The organism is Raoultella sp. T31, assembly GCF_002806725.1.
Taxonomy (GTDB): Bacteria; Pseudomonadota; Gammaproteobacteria; order Enterobacterales; family Enterobacteriaceae; genus Klebsiella; species Klebsiella electrica.
This window is the reverse complement of the sequence record NZ_PIBO01000001.1, coordinates 264,892-284,263: the sequence shown is the minus strand read 5'-3', so window position 1 is coordinate 284,263 and position 19,372 is coordinate 264,892. Positions and strand designations below refer to the sequence as shown.

15 protein-coding genes, 2 tRNA genes and 2 other RNA genes are annotated in these 19,372 nt (G+C 55.1%); 9 read left to right on the top strand and 10 right to left on the bottom strand.

Annotation, left to right across the window (positions count from 1 at the left end; translation table 11 throughout):
* Positions 1–193 precede the first annotated feature (193 nt).
* Complete coding sequence (tdk, locus tag CWM52_RS01410; RefSeq protein ID WP_100682471.1) at positions 194–808, bottom strand: thymidine kinase; 615 nt, start codon at positions 806–808, stop codon at positions 194–196.
* Positions 809–1,367: 559 nt separating this feature from the next.
* On the opposite strand from tdk, the gene hns reads away from it, so the two are divergent.
* The gene (gene hns, locus CWM52_RS01405; protein WP_004863421.1) at positions 1,368–1,775 is read left to right on the top strand and encodes a histone-like nucleoid-structuring protein H-NS; all 408 of its coding nucleotides are present in this window, start codon (positions 1,368–1,370) and stop codon (positions 1,773–1,775) included.
* 117 nt (positions 1,776–1,892) lie between these two features.
* On the opposite strand, the gene galU is transcribed toward hns, so the two are convergent.
* The 3 genes from galU to rssA all read right to left on the bottom strand — a co-directional run bounded on the left by galU (position 1,893) and on the right by rssA (position 4,992).
* Positions 1,893–2,795 (bottom strand): UTP--glucose-1-phosphate uridylyltransferase GalU, encoded by a 903-nt coding sequence (galU, locus tag CWM52_RS01400; RefSeq protein WP_100682452.1) that lies wholly within the window; start codon positions 2,793–2,795, stop codon positions 1,893–1,895.
* 196 nt (positions 2,796–2,991) lie between these two features.
* A complete protein-coding gene (gene rssB, locus CWM52_RS01395) occupies positions 2,992–4,005 on the bottom strand; it encodes a two-component system response regulator RssB (RefSeq protein WP_100682451.1) in 1,014 nt (337 codons plus the stop codon).
* A 90-nt stretch (positions 4,006–4,095) separates the two neighbouring features.
* Positions 4,096–4,992 carry a patatin-like phospholipase RssA gene (gene rssA, locus CWM52_RS01390; RefSeq protein WP_100682450.1) on the bottom strand — a complete coding sequence of 299 codons (897 nt, stop codon included), beginning with the start codon at positions 4,990–4,992 and terminating at the stop codon, positions 4,096–4,098.
* Between the two features lie 111 nt (positions 4,993–5,103).
* Between rssA and CWM52_RS01385 the strand changes: the two genes are divergently transcribed.
* The 6 genes from CWM52_RS01385 (at position 5,104) to CWM52_RS01360 (ending at position 7,264) form a co-directional block, all read left to right on the top strand.
* Entirely contained in the window at positions 5,104–5,562 is a 459-nt protein-coding gene (locus tag CWM52_RS01385; RefSeq protein ID WP_100682470.1) for a YchJ family protein, read from the top strand.
* Positions 5,563–5,605: 43 nt separating this feature from the next.
* Positions 5,606–6,448 (top strand): formyltetrahydrofolate deformylase, encoded by an 843-nt coding sequence (purU, locus tag CWM52_RS01380; RefSeq protein ID WP_100682449.1) that lies wholly within the window; start codon positions 5,606–5,608, stop codon positions 6,446–6,448.
* A gap of 159 nt (positions 6,449–6,607) precedes the next feature.
* Positions 6,608–6,692: transfer RNA gene (locus CWM52_RS01375), tRNA-Tyr, on the top strand.
* Positions 6,693–6,735: 43 nt separating this feature from the next.
* A non-coding RNA gene (locus CWM52_RS01370) (RtT sRNA) lies at positions 6,736–6,867 on the top strand.
* A gap of 135 nt (positions 6,868–7,002) precedes the next feature.
* Positions 7,003–7,087 (top strand) — tRNA-Tyr (locus tag CWM52_RS01365).
* 46 nt (positions 7,088–7,133) lie between these two features.
* Positions 7,134–7,264, top strand: a non-coding RNA gene (locus tag CWM52_RS01360) — RtT sRNA.
* Between the two features lie 147 nt (positions 7,265–7,411).
* On the opposite strand, the gene CWM52_RS01355 is transcribed toward CWM52_RS01360, so the two are convergent.
* Complete coding sequence (locus CWM52_RS01355; RefSeq protein ID WP_100682448.1) at positions 7,412–7,855, bottom strand: Lrp/AsnC family transcriptional regulator; 444 nt, start codon at positions 7,853–7,855, stop codon at positions 7,412–7,414.
* Positions 7,856–7,963: 108 nt separating this feature from the next.
* Here CWM52_RS01355 and CWM52_RS01350 point away from each other — a divergent pair, with 108 nt between their 5' ends.
* Positions 7,964–8,860 (top strand): DMT family transporter, encoded by an 897-nt coding sequence (locus CWM52_RS01350; protein WP_100682447.1) that lies wholly within the window; start codon positions 7,964–7,966, stop codon positions 8,858–8,860.
* A gap of 18 nt (positions 8,861–8,878) precedes the next feature.
* On the opposite strand, the gene narI is transcribed toward CWM52_RS01350, so the two are convergent.
* The 5 genes from narI to CWM52_RS01325 all read right to left on the bottom strand — a co-directional run bounded on the left by narI (position 8,879) and on the right by CWM52_RS01325 (position 17,276).
* Positions 8,879–9,556, bottom strand: coding sequence for a respiratory nitrate reductase subunit gamma (gene narI / locus CWM52_RS01345; RefSeq protein ID WP_100682446.1), 678 nt, complete (start codon positions 9,554–9,556; stop codon positions 8,879–8,881).
* On the bottom strand, positions 9,556–10,266 hold the full coding sequence (gene narJ / locus CWM52_RS01340) for a nitrate reductase molybdenum cofactor assembly chaperone (protein WP_100682445.1): 711 nt from the start codon (positions 10,264–10,266) through the stop codon (positions 9,556–9,558). The genes narI and narJ overlap by 1 nt, the downstream gene beginning before the upstream one ends.
* Entirely contained in the window at positions 10,263–11,801 is a 1,539-nt protein-coding gene (narH, locus tag CWM52_RS01335) for a nitrate reductase subunit beta (protein WP_100682444.1), read from the bottom strand. Before narH ends, narJ begins: the two co-directional genes overlap by 4 nt.
* On the bottom strand, positions 11,798–15,541 hold the full coding sequence (locus tag CWM52_RS01330; protein ID WP_100682443.1) for a nitrate reductase subunit alpha: 3,744 nt from the start codon (positions 15,539–15,541) through the stop codon (positions 11,798–11,800). The genes narH and CWM52_RS01330 overlap by 4 nt, the downstream gene beginning before the upstream one ends.
* Positions 15,542–15,884: 343 nt before the next feature.
* Positions 15,885–17,276 (bottom strand): NarK family nitrate/nitrite MFS transporter, encoded by a 1,392-nt coding sequence (locus CWM52_RS01325; protein ID WP_100682442.1) that lies wholly within the window; start codon positions 17,274–17,276, stop codon positions 15,885–15,887.
* A gap of 311 nt (positions 17,277–17,587) precedes the next feature.
* Between CWM52_RS01325 and narX the strand changes: the two genes are divergently transcribed.
* On the top strand, positions 17,588–19,366 hold the full coding sequence (gene narX, locus CWM52_RS01320) for a nitrate/nitrite two-component system sensor histidine kinase NarX (RefSeq protein WP_100682441.1): 1,779 nt from the start codon (positions 17,588–17,590) through the stop codon (positions 19,364–19,366).
* The last annotated feature ends 6 nt before the right edge of the window (positions 19,367–19,372 follow it).

Here is a 19,372-nt window from a genome sequence, read left to right as displayed (position 1 = left end):
TACCGTAGCCAGGTCAGCCCTGGAACGCCGCCCTCATACCGTGGATACGGCAAAGAGAAGTCCATCGCCAGAAATCGGCAGCAGCAGGCGCGTCAGGCATGACCGCATCAGGGGAAAGGTTGGGCGTCTGTTCACGACAACAAGACGCAGCAGGCGCCATACAGGCGCCTGGGAGAGGATTAACCGCTACTGGTCAGGGGCGATGTTTACTCTGCACCCGCGTCAGCGAGCCTTCACTTAACGCTTCTTTATAATGCTTACGGCAAACGGAAACATAGCGCTCATTACCGCCAATCACAACCTGCTCGCCTTCATTATATGGCCGCCCTTCCTGATCGAGACGCAGCACCATACTCGCTTTACGCCCGCAGAAGCAGATCGTTTTTAATTCAACCAGCTTATCGGACCATGCTAATAAATACTGACTGCCAATAAACAACTCGCCACGAAAATCTGTGCGCAGACCGTAACACAGCACCGGAATATCCAGCCGATCGACGACTTCAGACAATTCATGCACCTGCTCGCGGGTCAAAAACTGGCTCTCATCCACCAGCACACAATGAACAGGCTGTTGCGCATGTTCGCTCGCAATATCGCTAAAGAGCGATGTCTGAGGGTTAAACAGACGGGCTGGCGATGAGAGGCCAATTCTTGAACTGACCTTACCTGAGCCAAAGCGGTCATCAATCTCGGCGGTATAAACCAGGGCACGCATGCCTCGCTCGTGATAATTGTAAGCCGACTGTAACAAAGCGGTCGACTTACCTGCATTCATTGCAGAATAGTAGAAATAAAGTTGAGCCATCGGCGGCATCACCCCAATCAGTGTGTTTTATCGCGGCAAAATTGTAGCATATTTTCCCGTGCCATCCCCCTTTTGACCATGGGTATAGTGGCATACGCTCTGCTTGCCCCCGGCAGATAGATGACGCTTTTTAATTGAATGCGGGTGTTGGCAATTTGTACAGCCGCTCCCCTTTCCGGCGCCCTGCGATTGTCGTTTTGTGCGAATCGAAGCGCGAGACAGGCCGCTATAACGTTTTTTGCTCAGCAGATTATATTAAAGATCGCCGTTACTAATACGCTAATACTCAAGAGGGATATTTATCCCTGCAAAGTATAATTTTACTCCCGGCCAGCAGAGAAAAGCATACTATCTCAGGGTTTTAGCTCGGGATTTAGGTCAGGCTATAAGCAAAAAAGATGTGAAGTCACGCGTAGAATTTAACTTAAATTAATTAATTACCACGACAAATAACAAGTAATTTTGAATTCCTTACATTCTACCCTATTGCACATCTGATTATATCGCTCTATTATTAGTCCAACAAACCACCCCACAATATAAGTTTGAGATTACTACAATGAGCGAAGCACTTAAAATTTTGAACAACATCCGTACTCTTCGTGCGCAGGCAAGAGAATGCACCCTTGAAACGCTAGAAGAAATGCTGGAAAAATTAGAAGTTGTCGTTAACGAACGTCGCGAAGAAGAAAGCGCTGCAGCTGCAGAAATTGAAGAGCGTACTCGTAAACTGCAACAATACCGTGAAATGCTGATTGCAGATGGTATTGATCCGAATGAACTGCTGAGCACCATGGCAGCAGTCAAAGCGGGTACTAAAGCTAAACGCGCTGCGCGTCCGGCTAAATACAGCTACGTAGATGAAAACGGCGAAACCAAAACCTGGACAGGTCAAGGTCGCACCCCGGCAGTGATCAAAAAAGCCATGGACGAGCAGGGTAAAACCCTGGACGATTTCCTGCTGTAATCGACGGTTGTATTTGAAAAATCCCGCTTCGGCGGGATTTTTTTTATCTGTCGCCCGCAGATATAAAAAAACCGGGAAACGAAATTCGCCCCCGGTTTATCACTACGCTGAAAACGATTACTTAGCTACGGCTTTTTCCAGCCAGGCTTTAAAATCTGCGCCGAGGGATTTATGGCGCACGCCATATTCCACAAACGCCTGCATATAACCCAGTTTATTACCGCAGTCGTGGCTCTTACCTTTCATATGATAGGCTTCAACCGTCTCCTTCTCGATCAGCATGTCGATTGCGTCGGTCAGCTGGATTTCATCCCCGGCTCCCGGAGGCGTTTTTGCCAGCAGCGGCCAAATGTCCGCACTCAGCACATAGCGACCGACGACAGCAAGGTTAGACGGCGCCACATCGGCTTTCGGCTTCTCAACCACACCGACCATCGGAACGCTTTCACCCGGCTGCAGGGATTCGCCTTTGCAGTCGACAACGCCGTAGGCGGTAACATCAGCAACAGGCTCAACCATAATCTGGCTGGATCCTGTTTCATCAAAACGCGCGATCATTTCAGCCAGGTTATCACGGGAAAGATCGGACTCGTATTCATCCAGAATAACGTCTGGCAGAATAACCGCGACCGGCTCGTCACCCACTACCGGATGCGCGCACAGTACCGCGTGACCAAGACCTTTAGCCAGACCCTGACGGACCTGCATAATGGTGACGTGTGGCGGGCAAATAGACTGAACTTCTTCCAGCAGCTGACGTTTAACACGTTTTTCCAGCATGGCTTCCAGTTCAAAACTGGTATCGAAATGGTTTTCGATAGAGTTTTTAGACGAATGGGTTACCAGAACAATTTCAGTAATTCCGGCTGCAATACATTCGTTAACAACGTACTGAATTAAAGGCTTATCTACCAGTGGCAGCATTTCTTTCGGAATAGCCTTGGTGGCGGGTAGCATCCTGGTACCTAACCCCGCAACCGGGATAACAGCTTTTCTTACTTTAGAATTAAGGGCAGCCATTGAAATCTCCTGGACTGTTCATTTTTTAAACTTTTCGTTAATAATAACGCGTCGAGTATATCAGTCCACTCAGGCAAACCTGGTCTGAAAAGGTTTGTGTTCCCTCGAATTAGGACTTTACTTATAAATCTCAGTGATAGTACCACCGCAAAAGATTACCCGGTAATCCTACCAGCTTAAAAAAACCGGCAACTGCTCATTCCGCAGACAACATCAGCCGTAAACGCCCTCCGGCCCCCCAAATTTGGCACTGCCATGATGCGCAGCGCTGGCTAATTTGGTTGAGATAAGCATTACCCAATGTCCCTAACGGAACGCCATTGCTAATCTGAATTTGATGTTCTCCGGTATTGAGTGTGCCGTTCAGACCTGCCGATACCAATATCAAATTTTTCAGACCGCTATGGTAATAACCCACCAGTAATGGAAATTGCCCAGGTAAATTGGCCTGACGCAGTAATTGGTTCACCTGTTTTAACAGGTTTGCCATCTCCGGCAAGCGCTGCCCCTGATGGGCCAGCTGCTCCTGAAGCAATCCATTAAACAACGCCCGCAGCAACAGCGCTGCAAGCACACCATTATCGCCTGCTCGTGTGACATCCAGACAATAGAAAGCCAGATCATTTTCTGATAGTGGTGCAATATCGAGTACCAGACCGGGTTTATCCGCCGACACCAGCTGACGATAATGAATACGGCACTTCGAAATTTCTTGCTGCACGGGAGGCTGAAGCTCCTGCAATAGCCTTGAGGCCGCGGTAGGGTCGCTAACCAGCGCATCCCAGTCCTCAAACAACCGTTCTTCTTCTTCAACCCGCGAGTTGAACATATTGGGATACAGACAGGCATACACCGTTTCCCGCAGGCGGTTGAAATCTTTTACCGGCTTTAGCAATACATCCTGGACGCCAAGGCGCAACGCCCTGGCAATGTCGGCCATATTTTCGGTTGCCGAAATCATCAGAATCGGCAGCGTTTCGCCGCGGTTGCGCAGATGTTCCACCAGCTCAAGACCATTCATTCGCGGCATAGAGATGTCGCAAATCATCAGGTCGGGTTTGGACTCGGCCATTTCCTGGAGTGCCTCCACGCCATCCCCAGCCTCAGCCGTTGTCGCGCCCAGTGAGGTTAGCCAGGAGTGCAAGAGTGAGCGGAAAACGGCTTCGTCTTCAACTATCAGAATCAGTTTTCCCGCCAATGGCTGCGTCATGATCTCTCCTCTGGCTGACGATAGTTAAATAGTGGCATGCAATTCACACTATCGCCTGTCAGAATTTACTTAAGTCCTGGTTAAATGGCGTCACACCGCGGTGCGCACCAAGGGTAGTAGTTCATCCATCTTCTTTTCAACCGCCTGATGCCCGGCAGCAATCGCCTCAGCGGCACGATGAAAATCAAGCGTGGATATTTGTGGGCAAAAAGGCTGCAGCAGGATATCGGGAGGATCGCCCGCCATACGATTGCGTTTCAGGCGATTTTCCAGCACCTGAATAGAGGTCGACATGATCTCCATTGCCGTTGGCGTCGCCGCGCGGCGGGAGGTCATTCCGCTCAGACGCGCGCGGATGCGCCCATGCCAGGAAAAATCTTTTTCTTCTTCAGGCTGAGGCTTTTCAATTGACCATAGATCCTGCTGCATCAGGTGCGCATCGTGCTGTAAGTCGACGGCAATCACGATATCCGCCCCCAGCGCGCGCGCCAGAGAAACCGGAACGGGGTTGACCACCGCGCCATCGACCAGCCAGTAACCATTATGCATAACGGGCGACATCAGGCCCGGCATACTGCAGGAGGCGCGCACGGCCTGGTGCAGATCGCCCTCGGTAAACCACAGTTCGCGACCGGTACTTAAATTAGTCGCAACGGCGGCAAAGCGACGGTCGCAGCGTTCAATTTCGGCGACGGGCAAAACCTGGCGAAACTGGTTGAATACACGCTCACCGCGCAGCAGACCGCCGCGGCGCCAGGAAAGATCCATCAGCCGCAGCACGTCCCAGTTACTAAAAGAGGAGACCCATTTCTCAAGGACCGGAAGTCGATTGCAGGCAAAGGCGGCCCCTACCAGCGCACCGATTGAACATCCAGCGACGATATCAATTTCAATACCCGCGCGCTGTAGTGCTTTAATCGTACCAATATGTGACCATCCGCGGGCAGCTCCCGCCCCTAACGCCAGACCAATTTTAAGCTTTCTCATTATTACCGATATACTTCCTTCCACTCCGGGCATGGCATCATTGCCACAGCTCAGTTAACATAAAACACTTTGGCGCCGATGCGCCGGGATTCTTTTTCCATGGAGGCCGTTTTGTCGCCATTATGCCCTTGCGGCAGCGCTCTGGAGTATAGCTCATGTTGTCAGCGATATCTGAGCGGTTCGCTGCTCGCACCGGATCCATCACAGCTGATGCGCTCCCGCTACAGCGCGTTTGTCATGAAGGATGCCGATTACCTGATAGCCACCTGGCACCCTTCCTGCCAACCGCAGCACTTCCGGGCCGAGCTGGAAAAGGGGTTCGCAAAAACGCAATGGCAAGGCCTGACCGTCTTTGCCGCCGATGAAGGCCGTCACTCCGACGAGGGGTTTGTCAGTTTTGTCGCGCGATATCACGACGATAACCGCCCCGGCGCGATTATTGAACGTTCCAGATTCTTAAAAGAAAATGGACGGTGGTATTATATCGACGGCACACGACCACTGATTGGCCGTAACGACCCCTGCCCTTGCGGTTCAGGTAAAAAATTTAAAAAATGCTGCGGCCAGTAAAACTGGCGCCAGCAATAGCAAACACTACAGGATTTTCCCCGCGATGCATTCATTACAACGTAAAGTACTACGCACCATTTGCCCTGACCAGAAAGGACTCATCGCGCGTATCACGAATATTTGTTACAAGCACGAGCTGAATATCGTGCAGAACAACGAGTTTGTCGATCACCGTACCGGTCGCTTCTTTATGCGTACCGAACTGGAAGGTATTTTTAACGATGCCATTCTGCTCGCCGACCTTGATAGCGCGCTGCCGGAAGGCTCTATACGCGAACTGACGCCCGCCGGCCGCCGTCGGGTGGTCATCCTGGTCACCAAAGAAGCGCACTGTCTGGGCGATCTGCTGATGAAAGCCAACTATGGCGGCCTGGATGTTGAGATTGCGGCCGTCATCGGTAACCATGAAACCCTGCGCTCGCTGGTTGAACGTTTTGATATTCCCTTCCAGCTGGTCAGCCATGAAGGGCTGACGCGCGAAGAGCACGACAAGCAGATGGGCGACGCCATCGAATCCTACGCGCCGGATTATGTGGTGCTGGCGAAGTATATGCGCGTCCTGACGCCGGAATTCGTTTCCCGCTTCCCGAACCAGATTATCAACATTCATCACTCCTTCCTGCCAGCTTTTATTGGCGCCCGCCCTTATCATCAGGCTTACGAGCGCGGCGTGAAGATCATCGGTGCCACTGCCCACTACGTTAACGACAACCTGGATGAAGGCCCGATCATTATGCAGGATGTTATTCATGTCGATCACACCTATACGGCGGAAGATATGATGCGCGCGGGCCGCGATGTGGAAAAGAATGTGCTGAGCCGCGCGCTGTATCAGGTTCTGGCCCAGCGCGTGTTTGTTTACGGTAACCGAACGATTATTCTTTAATCGATAATGAAATTAACTGGTTAGCTTTGCGCCTTTACGTGTAAATTTCAGGCAACCAGTTTAATTTTATCAACGGAAAGCTTTACAGGGGCGCATCATTTGGTATGATGCGCCCCGCTTCCCCGGAAGGAAGCAGGCCAGTATTAAGCATGACCCCGTGGTGGGGTTCCCGAGCGGCCAAAGGGAGCAGACTGTAAATCTGCCGTCATCGACTTCGAAGGTTCGAATCCTTCCCCCACCACCATTATTCACCACAGCAACGTGGTAACCCCGGTAAGCCTTAGCGAGGTTTGCACTTATCGGGAAGGGTGAGAACCTTCGACCGAGGTTCGACTCGAGCGAAAGCGAGAGAACGTTGCCGCAGGCAACGGCCCGAAGGGTGAGGCGCGAAGCGACGAATAATCCTTCCCCCACCACCATTATTCATCACAGCAATGTGGTAACCCCGGTAAGCCTTAGCGAGGTTTGCCCTTATCGGGAAGGGTGAGACGCGAAGCGACGAATAATCCTTCCACCACCATCAAAAGTATTACGCTCAAGAAGTTCATACCCCTGGCGGGGTTCCCGAGCGGCCAAAGGGAGCAGACTGTAAATCTGCCGTCACTGACTTCGAAGGTTCGAATCCTTCCCCCGCCACCATCATTTCCCTGTAACATCTTCGTTATCCCCAGCTCGCTTGCAATATATTCTGCCCATATAGGGAAGGATGAGAAGCTTCGACCAAGGTTCGATTCGAGCGCAGCGAGAAAGCGTTGCCGCAGGCAACGACCCGAAGGGTGAGGCGCGAAGCGACGAATAATCCTTCCCCCGCCACCACCATCTCCCCGTGACATATTCGTTATTCCCATCTCGCTTGCAATATATTCTGCCCATGCAGGGAAGGATGAGAAGCTTCGACCAAGGTTCGATTCGAGCAACGGGCGGGTAGCCCGGATAAGGCGTTTACGCCGCCATCCGGGGCGGTTACATCGGCGGCAGACGGCGGGTTACCGGCGAGCTTTTTACTATCGAAGTATTACACTGAGCATGCTCTGCCAGACCATCCAGCAGGGTATCAAGCTGCGCAATATCCCGTACCACCAGGCGCATAACGAAGCAATCCTCACCCGTGACCTTGTCACATTCGATGCATTCTGGCATTGCCTGAATATATTTATCGACCTTCTGCAGTAAACCCGGCAGCGGTCTGACGCGAACCAGCGCCTGCAGGGTATACCCTAGCGCCGCAAGATTCACCCGGGCGCCATATCCCTGAATCACCCCGCGCTCTTCCAGACGCTTCACCCGCTCGGCGGTACTGGGTGACGTCAGCCCTACCCGCGCGCTCAACACCTTGAGCGAGATGCGCGCATCTTCTACCAGACAGGCCAGAATAGCGCGGTCGATATTATCAATTAAGTGTTCCATTCGTTTTACCTGATAAATAAAAGCAATACTCGCCTTTTACCTTAGATCATGCATGTCAACCTGTCAGCAGATTAACGACAATATCGACATCATAACGGAGGTTGAAAAATGGCACATACCGTGACGGGCGTCTGGCAAATGAGCCTGGCGATGATCATTTCCGGTTCGATCGGCGTCTTTGTTTTACTCTCCGGCCTGCCGGTTATCGATGTGGTTTTCTGGCGTTGTCTGATTGGCGCCCTGACCTTACTGGGGTTTATCTATCTCAGCCAGCAGCCGTTCAGTCAGCTCACGCGCTTAACGCTGCTGCTGGCGATCCTCGGCGGCATCGCGCTGGTCATTAACTGGCTGCTGCTGTTCGCCGCTTACGCCCGCATTTCGATCGGTATGGCTACCGTGGTGTATAACACCCAGCCGTTTATGCTGGTATTGATGGGGATGCTGGCAGGCGAGCGGGTGGCGTTGGTTAAATGGGGCTGGTTAACATTGGCTTTTATCGGCGTGGTCATCCTGCTCTCCAGCGAGCTGATGCAGGCTCATGGCGGCCAGCTCGCTGCGGGTATTGCGCTGGCGCTTGGCGCCGCCTTTTTTTACGCCTTAACTGCGATGATCGCTCGCAAGCTGCGTCCGCTTGCGCCTGAGCATATTGCCTTTATCCAGGTTATCGTCGGGACAATCATGCTGCTGCCGCTGGTCCACGCCCCCGATTTCACCGCCGCGTTCCCCTGGCGCTACCTGTTGATTCTGGGCATCGTGCATACCGGCATGATGTACCAGTTACTCTACAGTGCGATTCAGAAACTGCCGACGCCCATAACCGGTTCGCTCTCCTTTATCTATCCGCTTGTGGCGATGGGGGTCGATTATCTGGTCTTTCACCATGCGCTGGCACCAGTACAGTTGGCCGGAGGGCTGCTGATTCTGTTGGCGGCGGCGGGAAATAATCTCGGCTGGGGCGACGGACTGGCGTCGGGCCACAAAAAACCCCGCCGCAGCGGGGTGTGATTCTGCCGGACAGGGCTATCAACGACGGGCGCGGACTATCTGATATCTGCGCGTCAGGTACTCTACCGGCACGCTCCAGATATGAACCAGGCGGGAGAACGGGAACAGCAGGAACAACGTCATCCCCAGCACCAGGTGCACGCGGAAAATAAAGGCGACGCCATCCAGGTGCGCGGATGCGCCGCCGCGGAAGGTCACCACGGATTGTGCCCAGTTCACCAGCTTCATCATTTCGCTGCCGTCCATATGCTGTGCCGAAAACGGAATGGTCAGCAGGCCCAGCGCACACTGGAGAATCAGCACCGAGAGCACCAGAATATCCGCCCCGGTCGTGGTTGCGCGTACGCGCGGGCTGAACAGCCGGCGTTTAAGCAGCAGCAGACCTCCCACCAGCGTCATCACGCCGCAAGCGCCGCCGGCAAGCATCGCCATTTTCTGTTTCACGGAAATCGGTAGCCACGCTTCATACATCCAGTGCGGCGTCAGCATCCCAAGGAAGTGCCCGGCGAAAATTCCGAGGATCCCAATGTGGAACAGGTTAGACGCCAGATTCATCCCTTTGCGATCCAGCATCTGACTGGAGGCGGCGCGCCAGGTGTACTGTCCGTAATCGTAGCGCAGCCAGCTGCCTGCCAGGAACACCGCTCCGGCAATGTACGGATAGATGTCAAAGAAGAACATATTCAGGAAGTGCATTATTGCTGTCCTCCGTTAGAGATATTCAAATATTGCGGGGCCACGGCTCCGGCAAAACGACGCTGATGAGCGGCGATGTCGGACTCACCGCAGCCTTGATCGGCAAAGAATTTCACCTGCTCCTCTTCCCAGACCGCATCCAGCGCCTGCGGCGTATCGTCGCGCGCTTCATCGGCGATTTTTTCCGCAACTTTCGCTTCATCTAGCGCGCTGTTTGCCAGCTTCAGCAGCTGTACAAACAGAACGGCATAGCGGCTTTCACGCTGTTGCAGACGCGCGCAAAGCAGCGCCAGAATCGGCGCAATATCCTGCAGACCGCCGATGGCTTCACGCTCCGGCAGCTGCGCCAGATATTCCAGATACAGCGGCAGGTGATCGGGCAGCTCGCGGCTGTCGAGCACCAGACCGTGCTGCTCATACTGATTCAGCAGATCAACCATCGCCTGCCCGCGGTCGCGAGATTCGCCGTGCACGTGTTCGAACAGCAGCAGCGAGGTGGCGCGCCCCCGGTCAAACAGCTCGCTGTAGGCGGCCTGGGCATCCAGCAGATCCTGCGCGGTTAAATCACGCAGGAAGACGCCCAGGGCCCGGGCATCCGCTTTTTCCAGTTTCTCTGACGAAGCCAGAACGTCGAAGAGTTCGTCCTGATGCTGCCATAAGTCCGCATCCGGGTACTCAAGCAGACGCGAAACAACCACGAGTTCGATCATGCGTGCGGCTCCGTTTTGCTGGTCACATCCACGGCATCAATGCGGCGGCTGTTGAACAGGTTGAAGGACGAATCAGACCCGTGGCAGCCATCACCGAAGCTAAAGCCACAGCCGCTTTTCTCCGGGAAGGCTTCACGCGCCAGTTCACGATGGCTGCTCGGCACCACGAAACGGTCTTCGTAGTTGGCAATCGCCAGGTAACGGTACATTTCCTGCGCCTGCGCTTCGGTCAGGCCGACCTCTTCCAGCGCCCGGGTATCGATAACGCCATCGACGGTTTCGGTACGTTTGAAGTGGCGCATCGCCAGCATGCGTTTCAACGCCAGCAGAACCGGCTGGGTATCGCCTGCGGTCAGCAGGTTAGCCAGATACTGAACCGGGATGCGCAGGCTTTCTACGTCCGGCAGGATACCGTTGCTGCCCAGTTCGCCCGCATCGGCGGCGGACTGGATCGGCGACAGAGGCGGTACATACCAGACCATCGGCAGCGTGCGGTATTCCGGGTGCAGCGGCAGCGCCAGCTTCCAGTCCATCGCCATTTTATAGACCGGCGATTTCTGCGCCGCGTCAATCACGCTCAGCGGAATACCGTCTTTCTGCGCCTGCTCAATCACTTGCGGATCGTGCGGATCGAGGAACACGTCCAGCTGACGCTGGTAGAGGTCTTTCTCGTTCTCGGTGCTGGCGGCCTGTTCAATCGCATCCGCGTCGTACAGCAACACGCCAAGGTAACGGATACGGCCGACGCAGGTTTCGGAACAGACCGTCGGCTGACCCGATTCAATACGCGGGTAGCAGAAGATGCATTTCTCGGATTTGCCGCTCTTCCAGTTGAAGTAGATTTTTTTATACGGGCAGCCGGTAATACACATCCGCCAGCCGCGGCACTTGTCCTGGTCGATCAGCACAATGCCGTCTTCTTCACGTTTGTAGATAGCGCCGCTCGGGCAGGTCGCCACGCACGCCGGGTTGAGGCAGTGCTCGCACAGGCGCGGCAGGTACATCATGAAGGTGTTTTCGAACTGGCCGTACATCGCTTTCTGCATGTTCTCGAAGTTTTTGTCTTTCGACAGCTTCGCGAATTCACCGCCCAGATCGTCTTCCCAGTTCGGACCTTTCTCGATCTTGTCCATTCGCTGACCGGTAATCAGCGAGCGCGGGCGCGCGATAGGCTGCGCCTTGCTGTCTGCCGGCGCGTTGTGCAGCGTCTGGTAGTCAAAATCAAACGGCTCGTAGTAATCGTCCAGACCCGGCAGATGCGGGTTAGCGAAGATTTTCCCCAGCAGCAGCGCTTTGTTACCCATGCGCGGCACCAGCTTACCGTTGATCTTACGGATCCAGCCGCCCTTCCATTTTTCCTGATCTTCCCAGTTGGTCGGGAAACCGGTGCCCGGCTTGGTTTCAACGTTGTTGAACCACGCGTACTCGGTCCCTTCACGGCTGGTCCAGACGTTTTTGCAGGTCACTGAGCAGGTATGACAGCCGATGCATTTATCGAGATTCAGCACCATGCCGACTTGTGAACGAATTTTCATTTTACGCTCTCCTGTACCTGGTCATTGCCTTCGCCATCCAGCCAGTTAATGTTCTTCATCTTACGGACTACCACAAACTCATCGCGGTTAGAGCCGACGGTGCCATAGTAGTTAAAGCCATATGCCAGGTGCGCATAGCCACCGATCATATGCGTTGGTTTCGGCGTAATACGCGTCACCGAGTTATGAATACCGCCGCGCTGACCGGTAATTTCCGATCCCGGCAGGTTTACGATACGTTCCTGCGCGTGGTACATCATGGTCATCCCGGCCGGTACACGCTGGCTCACGACCGCCCTTGCGGTCAGCGCGCCGTTGTTGTTGAAAACTTCAATCCAGTCGTTGTCTTCAACTCCGATCTCTTTGGCATCCTCTTCGCTTATCCAGACAACCGGACCGCCGCGACCTAAGGTCAGCATCAGCAGGTTGTCGCTGTAGGTCGAGTGAATGCCCCATTTCTGGTGTGGCGTCAGGAAGTTCAGCGCCTTCTCCGGATTGCCGTTGGACTTCTCTCCCATCGCCGATTTCACCGAACGAGTGTCGATCGGCGGACGGTACACCAGCAGGCTTTCACCGAAGTCGCGCATCCACTGGTGATCCTGATACAGGGACTGACGACCAGAAAGCGTACGCCATGGGATCAGCTCATGAACGTTGGTATAACCGGCGTTATAGGAGACGTGCTCGTCCTCTAAGCCAGACCAGGTCGGGCTGGAGATAATCTTGCGCGGCTGCGCCTGAATATCACGAAAGCGGATCTTCTCGTCTTCTTTGTTGAGCGCCAGATGGGTATGGTCGCGACCGGTAAATTCGCTGAGCGCCGCCCAGGCTTTCACCGCCACCTGACCATTGGTCTCCGGCGCGAGGGTGAGGATCATTTCTGCCGCGTCAATCGCCGTGTCCAGCATCGGCTGACCTTTCGCCGGGCCGTCCGCCTTGGTGTAGTTGAGCTTACGCAGCAAGTCCATTTCGCTCTGGGTGTTCCAGGCGATACCTTTGCCCCCGTTACCGATTTTCTCCATCAGCGGGCCGATAGAGGTGAAGCGTTCCCAGGTTGCCGGGTAGTCGCGCTCGACCTGAATGATATGCGGCGCGGTTTTACCCGGAATCAGATCGCACTCGCCTTTTTTCCAGTCCTTCACCTCCAGCGGCTGCGCCAGTTCGGCAGCGGAATCGTGCTGGATCGGTAGCGTCACCACGTCGGTTTCTTTACCAAGGTGGCCCACGCACACTTCGGAGAATGCCTTCGCGATGCCTTTATAGATTTCCCAGTCGCTTTTCGATTCCCATGCCGGATCAACGGCGGCAGACAGCGGGTGAATAAACGGATGCATATCCGAGGTATTCATGTCGTCTTTTTCATACCAGGTCGCGGTCGGCAGCACGATATCGGAGTACAGACAGGTGCTCGACAGACGGAAGTCCAGCGTCACCACCAGATCCAGTTTGCCGTCGAGGCCGTTATCCTGCCATTCCACCTCTTCCGGCTTCACGCCGCCCTGCTTGCCAAGATCCAGCCCCTGAATACCGTGCCCGGTACCCAGCAGGTACTTGAGCATGTACTCGTGGCCTTTACCGGAGGAGCCCAGCAGATTGGAACGCCAGATAAACAGGTTGCGCGGATGGTTCTTGCCGTTTTCCGGCTGCTCCGCCGCAAAACGAATCGAGCCTTCTTTCAGGGATTTAACGGTGTAATCCACCGCGCTCAGACCGGCTTTTTTCGCCGCGTCGGCAATGCGCAGCGGGTTGGTGCCCAGTTGAGGCGCCGACGGCAACCAGCCCATGCGTTCAGCGCGGACGTTGAAGTCAATCAGATGGCCGCTGTAGCGTGATTTGTCCGCCAGCGGAGACAGCAGTTCCTGCGCGGTGACGCTTTCATAACGCCACTGGCTGGAGTGGTTATAGAAGTACGAGGTGCTGTTCATGTGGCGCGCCGGACGCTGCCAGTCGAGCGCAAACGCCAGCGGTTGCCAGCCGGTCTGCGGACGCAGTTTTTCCTGGCCCACGTAGTGCGCCCAACCGCCGCCGCTCTGACCCACGCAGCCGCAGAACACCAGCATGTTGATCAGGCCACGATAGTTCATATCGAGGTGGTACCAGTGGTTCAGACCGGCCCCGACGATGATCATCGAACGACCGTGGGTCTTATCGGCGTTATCGGCAAATTCACGCGCGGTACGAATGATGTGCGCGCGGGAAACGCCGGTAATTTTTTCAGCCCACGCTGGCGTATACGCTTTAATATCATCGTAGCTGGTCGCGCAGTTTTCATCGTTGAGACCGCGATCCAGACCGTAGTTGGCCATGGTCAGGTCGTACACGGTAGTCACCAGCGCGGTGCGGCCATCCGCCAGCTGCAGGCGTTTCACCGGCAGCTTATGCAGCAGGATATTTTCCAGTTCGACGCTGGCAAAATGTTCGGTGCCGTCACCGCCAAAGTACGGGAAGCCCACCTGCGCGATGTCATCCTGGCTGCCGAGCAGGCTGAGCTGCAGTTCGGTCTCTTCGCCGGATTTACCGTCGCGCTGTTCCAGGTTCCACTTACCTTTTTCGCCCCAGCGGAAGCCGATGGAACCGTTTGGCGCCACCATGTCGCCGTCGCTATTAACCGCCACGGTTTTCCACTCAGGGTTGTTTTCCTGGCCCAGGGAATCGACGAGGTCGGCCGCGCGCAGCATGCGGCCCGCAGCATAGTAGCCTTCACGTTCTTCGAGCATCACCAGCATCGGCATATCGCTGTAGCGGCGAACGTAGTCGGTGAAATACTGGCTCGGCTTATCGAGGTGGAATTCACGGAGCATGACGTGGCCCATCGCCAGCGCCATCGCCGCATCGGTGCCCTGCTTCGGCGCCAGCCACAGGTCGCACAGCTTGGCGATTTCGGCGTAGTCCGGGGTGATAGCCACGGTCTTGGTGCCTTTATAGCGAACTTCGGTGAAGAAGTGCGCATCCGGCGTACGGGTCTGCGGTACGTTGGAGCCCCAGGCGATAATGTAGCTGGAGTTATACCAGTCGGCTGACTCAGGGACGTCGGTCTGCTCGCCCCAGGTCTGCGGGGAGGCCGGTGGCAGGTCGCAGTACCAGTCATAGAAGCTCAGACAGGTGCCGCCAATCAGCGACAGATAGCGCGCGCCGGAGGCATAGGAGACCATCGACATCGCCGGAATGGGCGAGAAGCCCGCTACGCGGTCCGGGCCATAGGTTTTGACGGTGTAGACGTTAGAAGCCGCGATCAGCTCATTCACTTCCTGCCAGGAGGAACGAACGAAACCGCCGCGTCCACGCGCCTGTTTGAAGCTTTTGGCTTTATCGGCGTCTTCAATAATGGACGCCCAGGCATCTACCGGATCGGCATGCTGCACTTTCGCTTCGCGCCACATTTTCATCAGCCGTTTGCGCATCAGCGGATACTTCAGACGGTTGGCGCTGTAGAGATACCAGGAGTAGCTGGCGCCGCGCGGGCAGCCGCGAGGTTCGTGGTTCGGCATATCCGGGCGAGTACGCGGATAGTCGGTCTGCTGGGTTTCCCAGGTGACGAGACCGTTTTTTACATAAATCTTCCAGCTGCATGAGCCGGTGCAGTTTACCCCGTGAGTGGAGCGCACAATTTTGTCATGCTGCCAACGCTGGCGGTATCCATCCTCCCAGTCCCGGTTGGTTTTTAGAAGCTGGCCATGCCCATCGGCAAAGGTTTCACCCTTCTGTTTGAAGTAGCGAAACCGGTCCAGGAATTTACTCATCGGGTTTCTCCTGTTTGGAGCCTGACGGCTCTCTGATAAATCGACATTGCTGGATTTGCAGCGAAGGTAACGCTATGAAAGAGGGAGAGAATTGATAACGATCAATGCGACAGGGCTTATAAATAGCCCCTCAGGCGACAAATACCTCCGAAGTGGTAGCATTTTCTGTTTTTTATCTTTATGTTTTTTAAGGAATTTAATGAAAAATGAGCGATTATTGTACGCCTGTGGCGTGCGCCAGGGTATTAAGGGGTAGATACCCCTGTCGGCGGATTGGGCTCATTCCTGTCGGCATAAAAAAGGGCGCAATATACATTGCGCCCTGAGAGCAAACAGAGATGGCTTAAGACTTCTGTTTACGACCGTAAACCGCCCAGGTAATCAGGACGCAGGCGATATAGAAGACGAAAAAGATCTTCATAGCGCCAGCCGGAGAACCGGTCAGTTCCAGAGAAATACCAAACGCTTTCGGAATAAAGAAGCCGCCGATAGCGCCGATGGCAGAGATAAAGCCCAGCGCTGCCGCCGTATCCGTTGCGGCTTCACGCATCGCCTGCTCTTCATTACCGCCCTGCGCTTTTACGCGTTCCATCGTCATTTTACGGAAGATAATCGAAATCATCTGGAAGGTAGAGGCGCTACCCAGCCCGGCGGTCAGGAACAGCACCATAAACACGCCGAAGAAGGCAATGAAGTTACCGCCGACACCCTCCGTCGGGAGCGTCAGGAACAGCAGTCCGCTGAAGACCGCCATCACCACAAAGTTCACCAGCGTCACGCGGGTACCGCCCAGACGGTCAGAGACAGCCCCGCCCATCGAGCGCGCCAGCGCGCCGATAAACGGCCCGAAGAAGGCAAAGTGCAGAATCTGAACATCCGGGAACTGGGTTTTCGACAGCATCGCAAAGCCCGCCGAGAAGCCGATGAATGAACCAAACGTCGCCAGATAAAGCAACGCCATAACCCACAGATGAGCGCGCTTAAGCACCGGCAACTGCTCGCTCAACGAGGCCTTCGACGCCGACAGGTCGTTCATAAAGAACCACGCCGCCAGGGTGAAGATAATCAGGAACGGCACCCAGATCCACGCCGCGTTTTCCAGATACAGCAGCGAACCATCCGCCTGCTCGCTGCCCGTCCCGCCAAAGACGGCGAAAATAGACAGCGAAACCACCAGCGGTGCAACCAGCTGCATCACGCTGACGCCCATATTGCCAAGGCCGCCGTTAAGACCGAGGGCGCCGCCCTGCTTCTGTTTCGGGAAGAAGAAGCTGATGTTGGCCATGCTGGAAGCAAAGTTCGCCCCGGCAAAACCGCAAAGCAGAGAGATAATCACAAAGATGCTGAACGGCGTAGAGGTATCCTGCACCGCGAAGCCCAGCCATACGCAAGGGACTATCATGATCCCGGTACTGAAGGCGGTCCAGCGGCGGCCGCCAAACAGGGGAACCATAAAGGCGTAGGGCACGCGCAATAAAGCGCCGGAGAGCGCCGGAAGCGCGGTCAACATAAACAGCTGGTCGGTCGAGAACTGGAAGCCAACCTTATTCAGATTGACCGCCACCGCGCTGAACAACATCCAGACGCAAAACGCCAGCAACAGACAGGGAACGGAGATCCACAAATTCCGGCTCGCAACACGGTGTCCGCGCTGCTGCCAGAACTCGGGATCTTCAGGACGCCAGTCGGTGATGACTGAAGTACTGGCCTTCTCCGGTAGGGAAGATTGACTCATAAATACCTCTGATTATTCATATATCCTGCCGCTACATTAGGGATTACAGAGGGTGGTAAGTTGATATAAATCAAAGGAAAAGTTGGCAGCAAATTGCTTAAAAAAAAACTATCACCCGAAGTGAGTAGTTATTTTCTACAAAAAAAGTGTGGTTTTTCACATGGCTGCCGGGTTTAAGCGATCGCCTGCCGTAAACCTACCCACCCCCGACAATTAAGGGGTAATCCCTTATGGGTATGGGTATACTCCATGGGATATCCGAGAATAGACGCCACTCCCGGATGGTTTGCCGGTCAGGAGCCACGCACTGTATGTTAAAACGTCTTTTTACCCCGCTTACGTTAGTGAATCAACTGGCGTTAATTGTGCTGCTATCGACGGCGATTGGCGTCGCGGGAATCGGTATCTCTGCCCGCCTGGTTCACGGCGTACAGGGCAGCGCGCACGCGATCAATAAAGCCGGTTCGCTGAGAATGCAAAGCTATCGTCTGCTGGCGGCAATCCCGCTCAACGCGGACGATAGCAAGCTGCTCGACGAGATGAATGCCACCGTCTTCAGCGAAGAACTGCAGAATGCCGCCCTCCGGGACGGCCAGGGTAGCCAGCTTAAAGCGCTGCAGCAATACTGGCAGCTGGAGCTGGCGCCGGGAATGGAGCACGCGCAGAATCAGGCGACCGTCGCCGTCGATGTCGCCAGCTTTGTCGACCGGATAGACCACCTGGTCACCTCTTTTGATCATACCACCGAGCAGCGCATCCGCTACGTCGTCTGGCTGCAGCGGGTGATGGCCATCGGCATGGCGCTGCTGTTTCTGTTTACTATCGTCTGGCTACGGGCCCGTCTGCTGCGCCCGTGGAAACAGCTGCTGGACATGGCCCGGGCGGTCAGCCATCGCGATTTTACCCAACGCGTCCACATCAGCGGCCGCAATGAGATGGCCAGCCTCGGCATGGCGCTTAACAACATGTCAAAAGAGCTGGCGGAAAGCTATTCGGTGCTCGAACGACGGGTGCAGGAAAAAACCGCCGGGCTGGAGCAGAAAAATGAGATCCTCGCCTTTTTATGGCAGGCCAACCGTCGTCTGCACTCCAGCGCCCCGCTGTGTGAACGCATTTCACCGGTGCTCAACGGCCTGCAGGGGCTGACGCTGCTGCGCGATATCGAGGTGCGGGTGTATGACTTCGAAGATGAGGACAATCATCAGGAATTCGTCTGTCACTCGGATATACAGTGCGATGACAAAGGCTGCTATTTATGCCCGCGCGATCTGCCGCCGCTGCCGGATGCCGGCGCCACATTGAAATGGCGGCTGTCCGATGCCCATAACCAGTACGGGATCCTGCTGGCGACGTTGCCCGTCGGACGTCACCTGAGCCACGATCAGCAGCAGCTGGTGGATACGCTAGTCGAGCAGCTGACCTCCACGCTGGCGCTCGACAGGCACCAGGAGCATCAGCAGCAGCTTATCGTAATGGAAGAACGCGCCACCATCGCCCGCGAGCTACACGACTCCATCGCCCAGTCGCTCTCCTGTATGAAAATGCAGGTCAGCTGTTTGCAAATGCAGGGCGCAAACCTGCCGGAAGAGAGCCGTCAGCTGCTGGGCCAGATTCGCAATGAGCTGAATACGTCATGGGCGCAGCTGCGTGAACTGCTGACAACCTTCCGCCTGCAATTAACCGAAGCAGGATTGCGCCCGGCGCTGGAGTCCAGCTGCCAGGAATACAGCGCCCATTTTGGCTTTACCGTCCAGCTTGATTACCAGCTGCCGCCGCGCTTTGTCCCGTCACATCAGGCCATTCACGTCCTGCAAATCGCGCGCGAGGCGCTGAGTAATGCGCTGAAACACGCCCAGGCGACCGAAGTTATCGTGACCGTCGCGCTGCGGGAAAACCAGGTACGGCTGGTGGTCGCAGACAACGGCCGCGGCGTCCCCGATCAGGCGGAACGCAGCAACCATTACGGCTTAATTATCATGCGGGATCGCGCCCAGAGTTTGCGCGGAGACTGTCAGGTTCGTCGCCGGGAAAACGGCGGTACCGAGGTGGTGGTCACTTTTATCCCGGAAAAATCGTTTTCAATCCAATAAGGAGAA

Excerpts from the sequence above, each read along its gene's own strand:
- tdk (WP_100682471.1), bottom strand. The coding sequence starts at position 808 with ATGGCTCAACTTTATTTCTACTATTCTGCAATGAATGCAGGTAAGTCG.
- hns (WP_004863421.1), top strand. The coding sequence starts at position 1,368 with ATGAGCGAAGCACTTAAAATTTTGAACAACATCCGTACTCTTCGTGCG.
- galU (WP_100682452.1), bottom strand. The coding sequence starts at position 2,795 with ATGGCTGCCCTTAATTCTAAAGTAAGAAAAGCTGTTATCCCGGTTGCG.
- rssB (WP_100682451.1), bottom strand. The coding sequence starts at position 4,005 with ATGACGCAGCCATTGGCGGGAAAACTGATTCTGATAGTTGAAGACGAA.
- rssA (WP_100682450.1), bottom strand. The coding sequence starts at position 4,992 with ATGAGAAAGCTTAAAATTGGTCTGGCGTTAGGGGCGGGAGCTGCCCGC.
- purU (WP_100682449.1), top strand. The coding sequence starts at position 5,606 with ATGCATTCATTACAACGTAAAGTACTACGCACCATTTGCCCTGACCAG.
- CWM52_RS01355 (WP_100682448.1), bottom strand. The coding sequence starts at position 7,855 with ATGGAACACTTAATTGATAATATCGACCGCGCTATTCTGGCCTGTCTG.
- CWM52_RS01350 (WP_100682447.1), top strand. The coding sequence starts at position 7,964 with ATGGCACATACCGTGACGGGCGTCTGGCAAATGAGCCTGGCGATGATC.
- narI (WP_100682446.1), bottom strand. The coding sequence starts at position 9,556 with ATGCACTTCCTGAATATGTTCTTCTTTGACATCTATCCGTACATTGCC.
- narJ (WP_100682445.1), bottom strand. The coding sequence starts at position 10,266 with ATGATCGAACTCGTGGTTGTTTCGCGTCTGCTTGAGTACCCGGATGCG.
- narH (WP_100682444.1), bottom strand. The coding sequence starts at position 11,801 with ATGAAAATTCGTTCACAAGTCGGCATGGTGCTGAATCTCGATAAATGC.
- CWM52_RS01330 (WP_100682443.1), bottom strand. The coding sequence starts at position 15,541 with ATGAGTAAATTCCTGGACCGGTTTCGCTACTTCAAACAGAAGGGTGAA.
- CWM52_RS01325 (WP_100682442.1), bottom strand. The coding sequence starts at position 17,276 with ATGAGTCAATCTTCCCTACCGGAGAAGGCCAGTACTTCAGTCATCACC.
- narX (WP_100682441.1), top strand. The coding sequence starts at position 17,588 with ATGTTAAAACGTCTTTTTACCCCGCTTACGTTAGTGAATCAACTGGCG.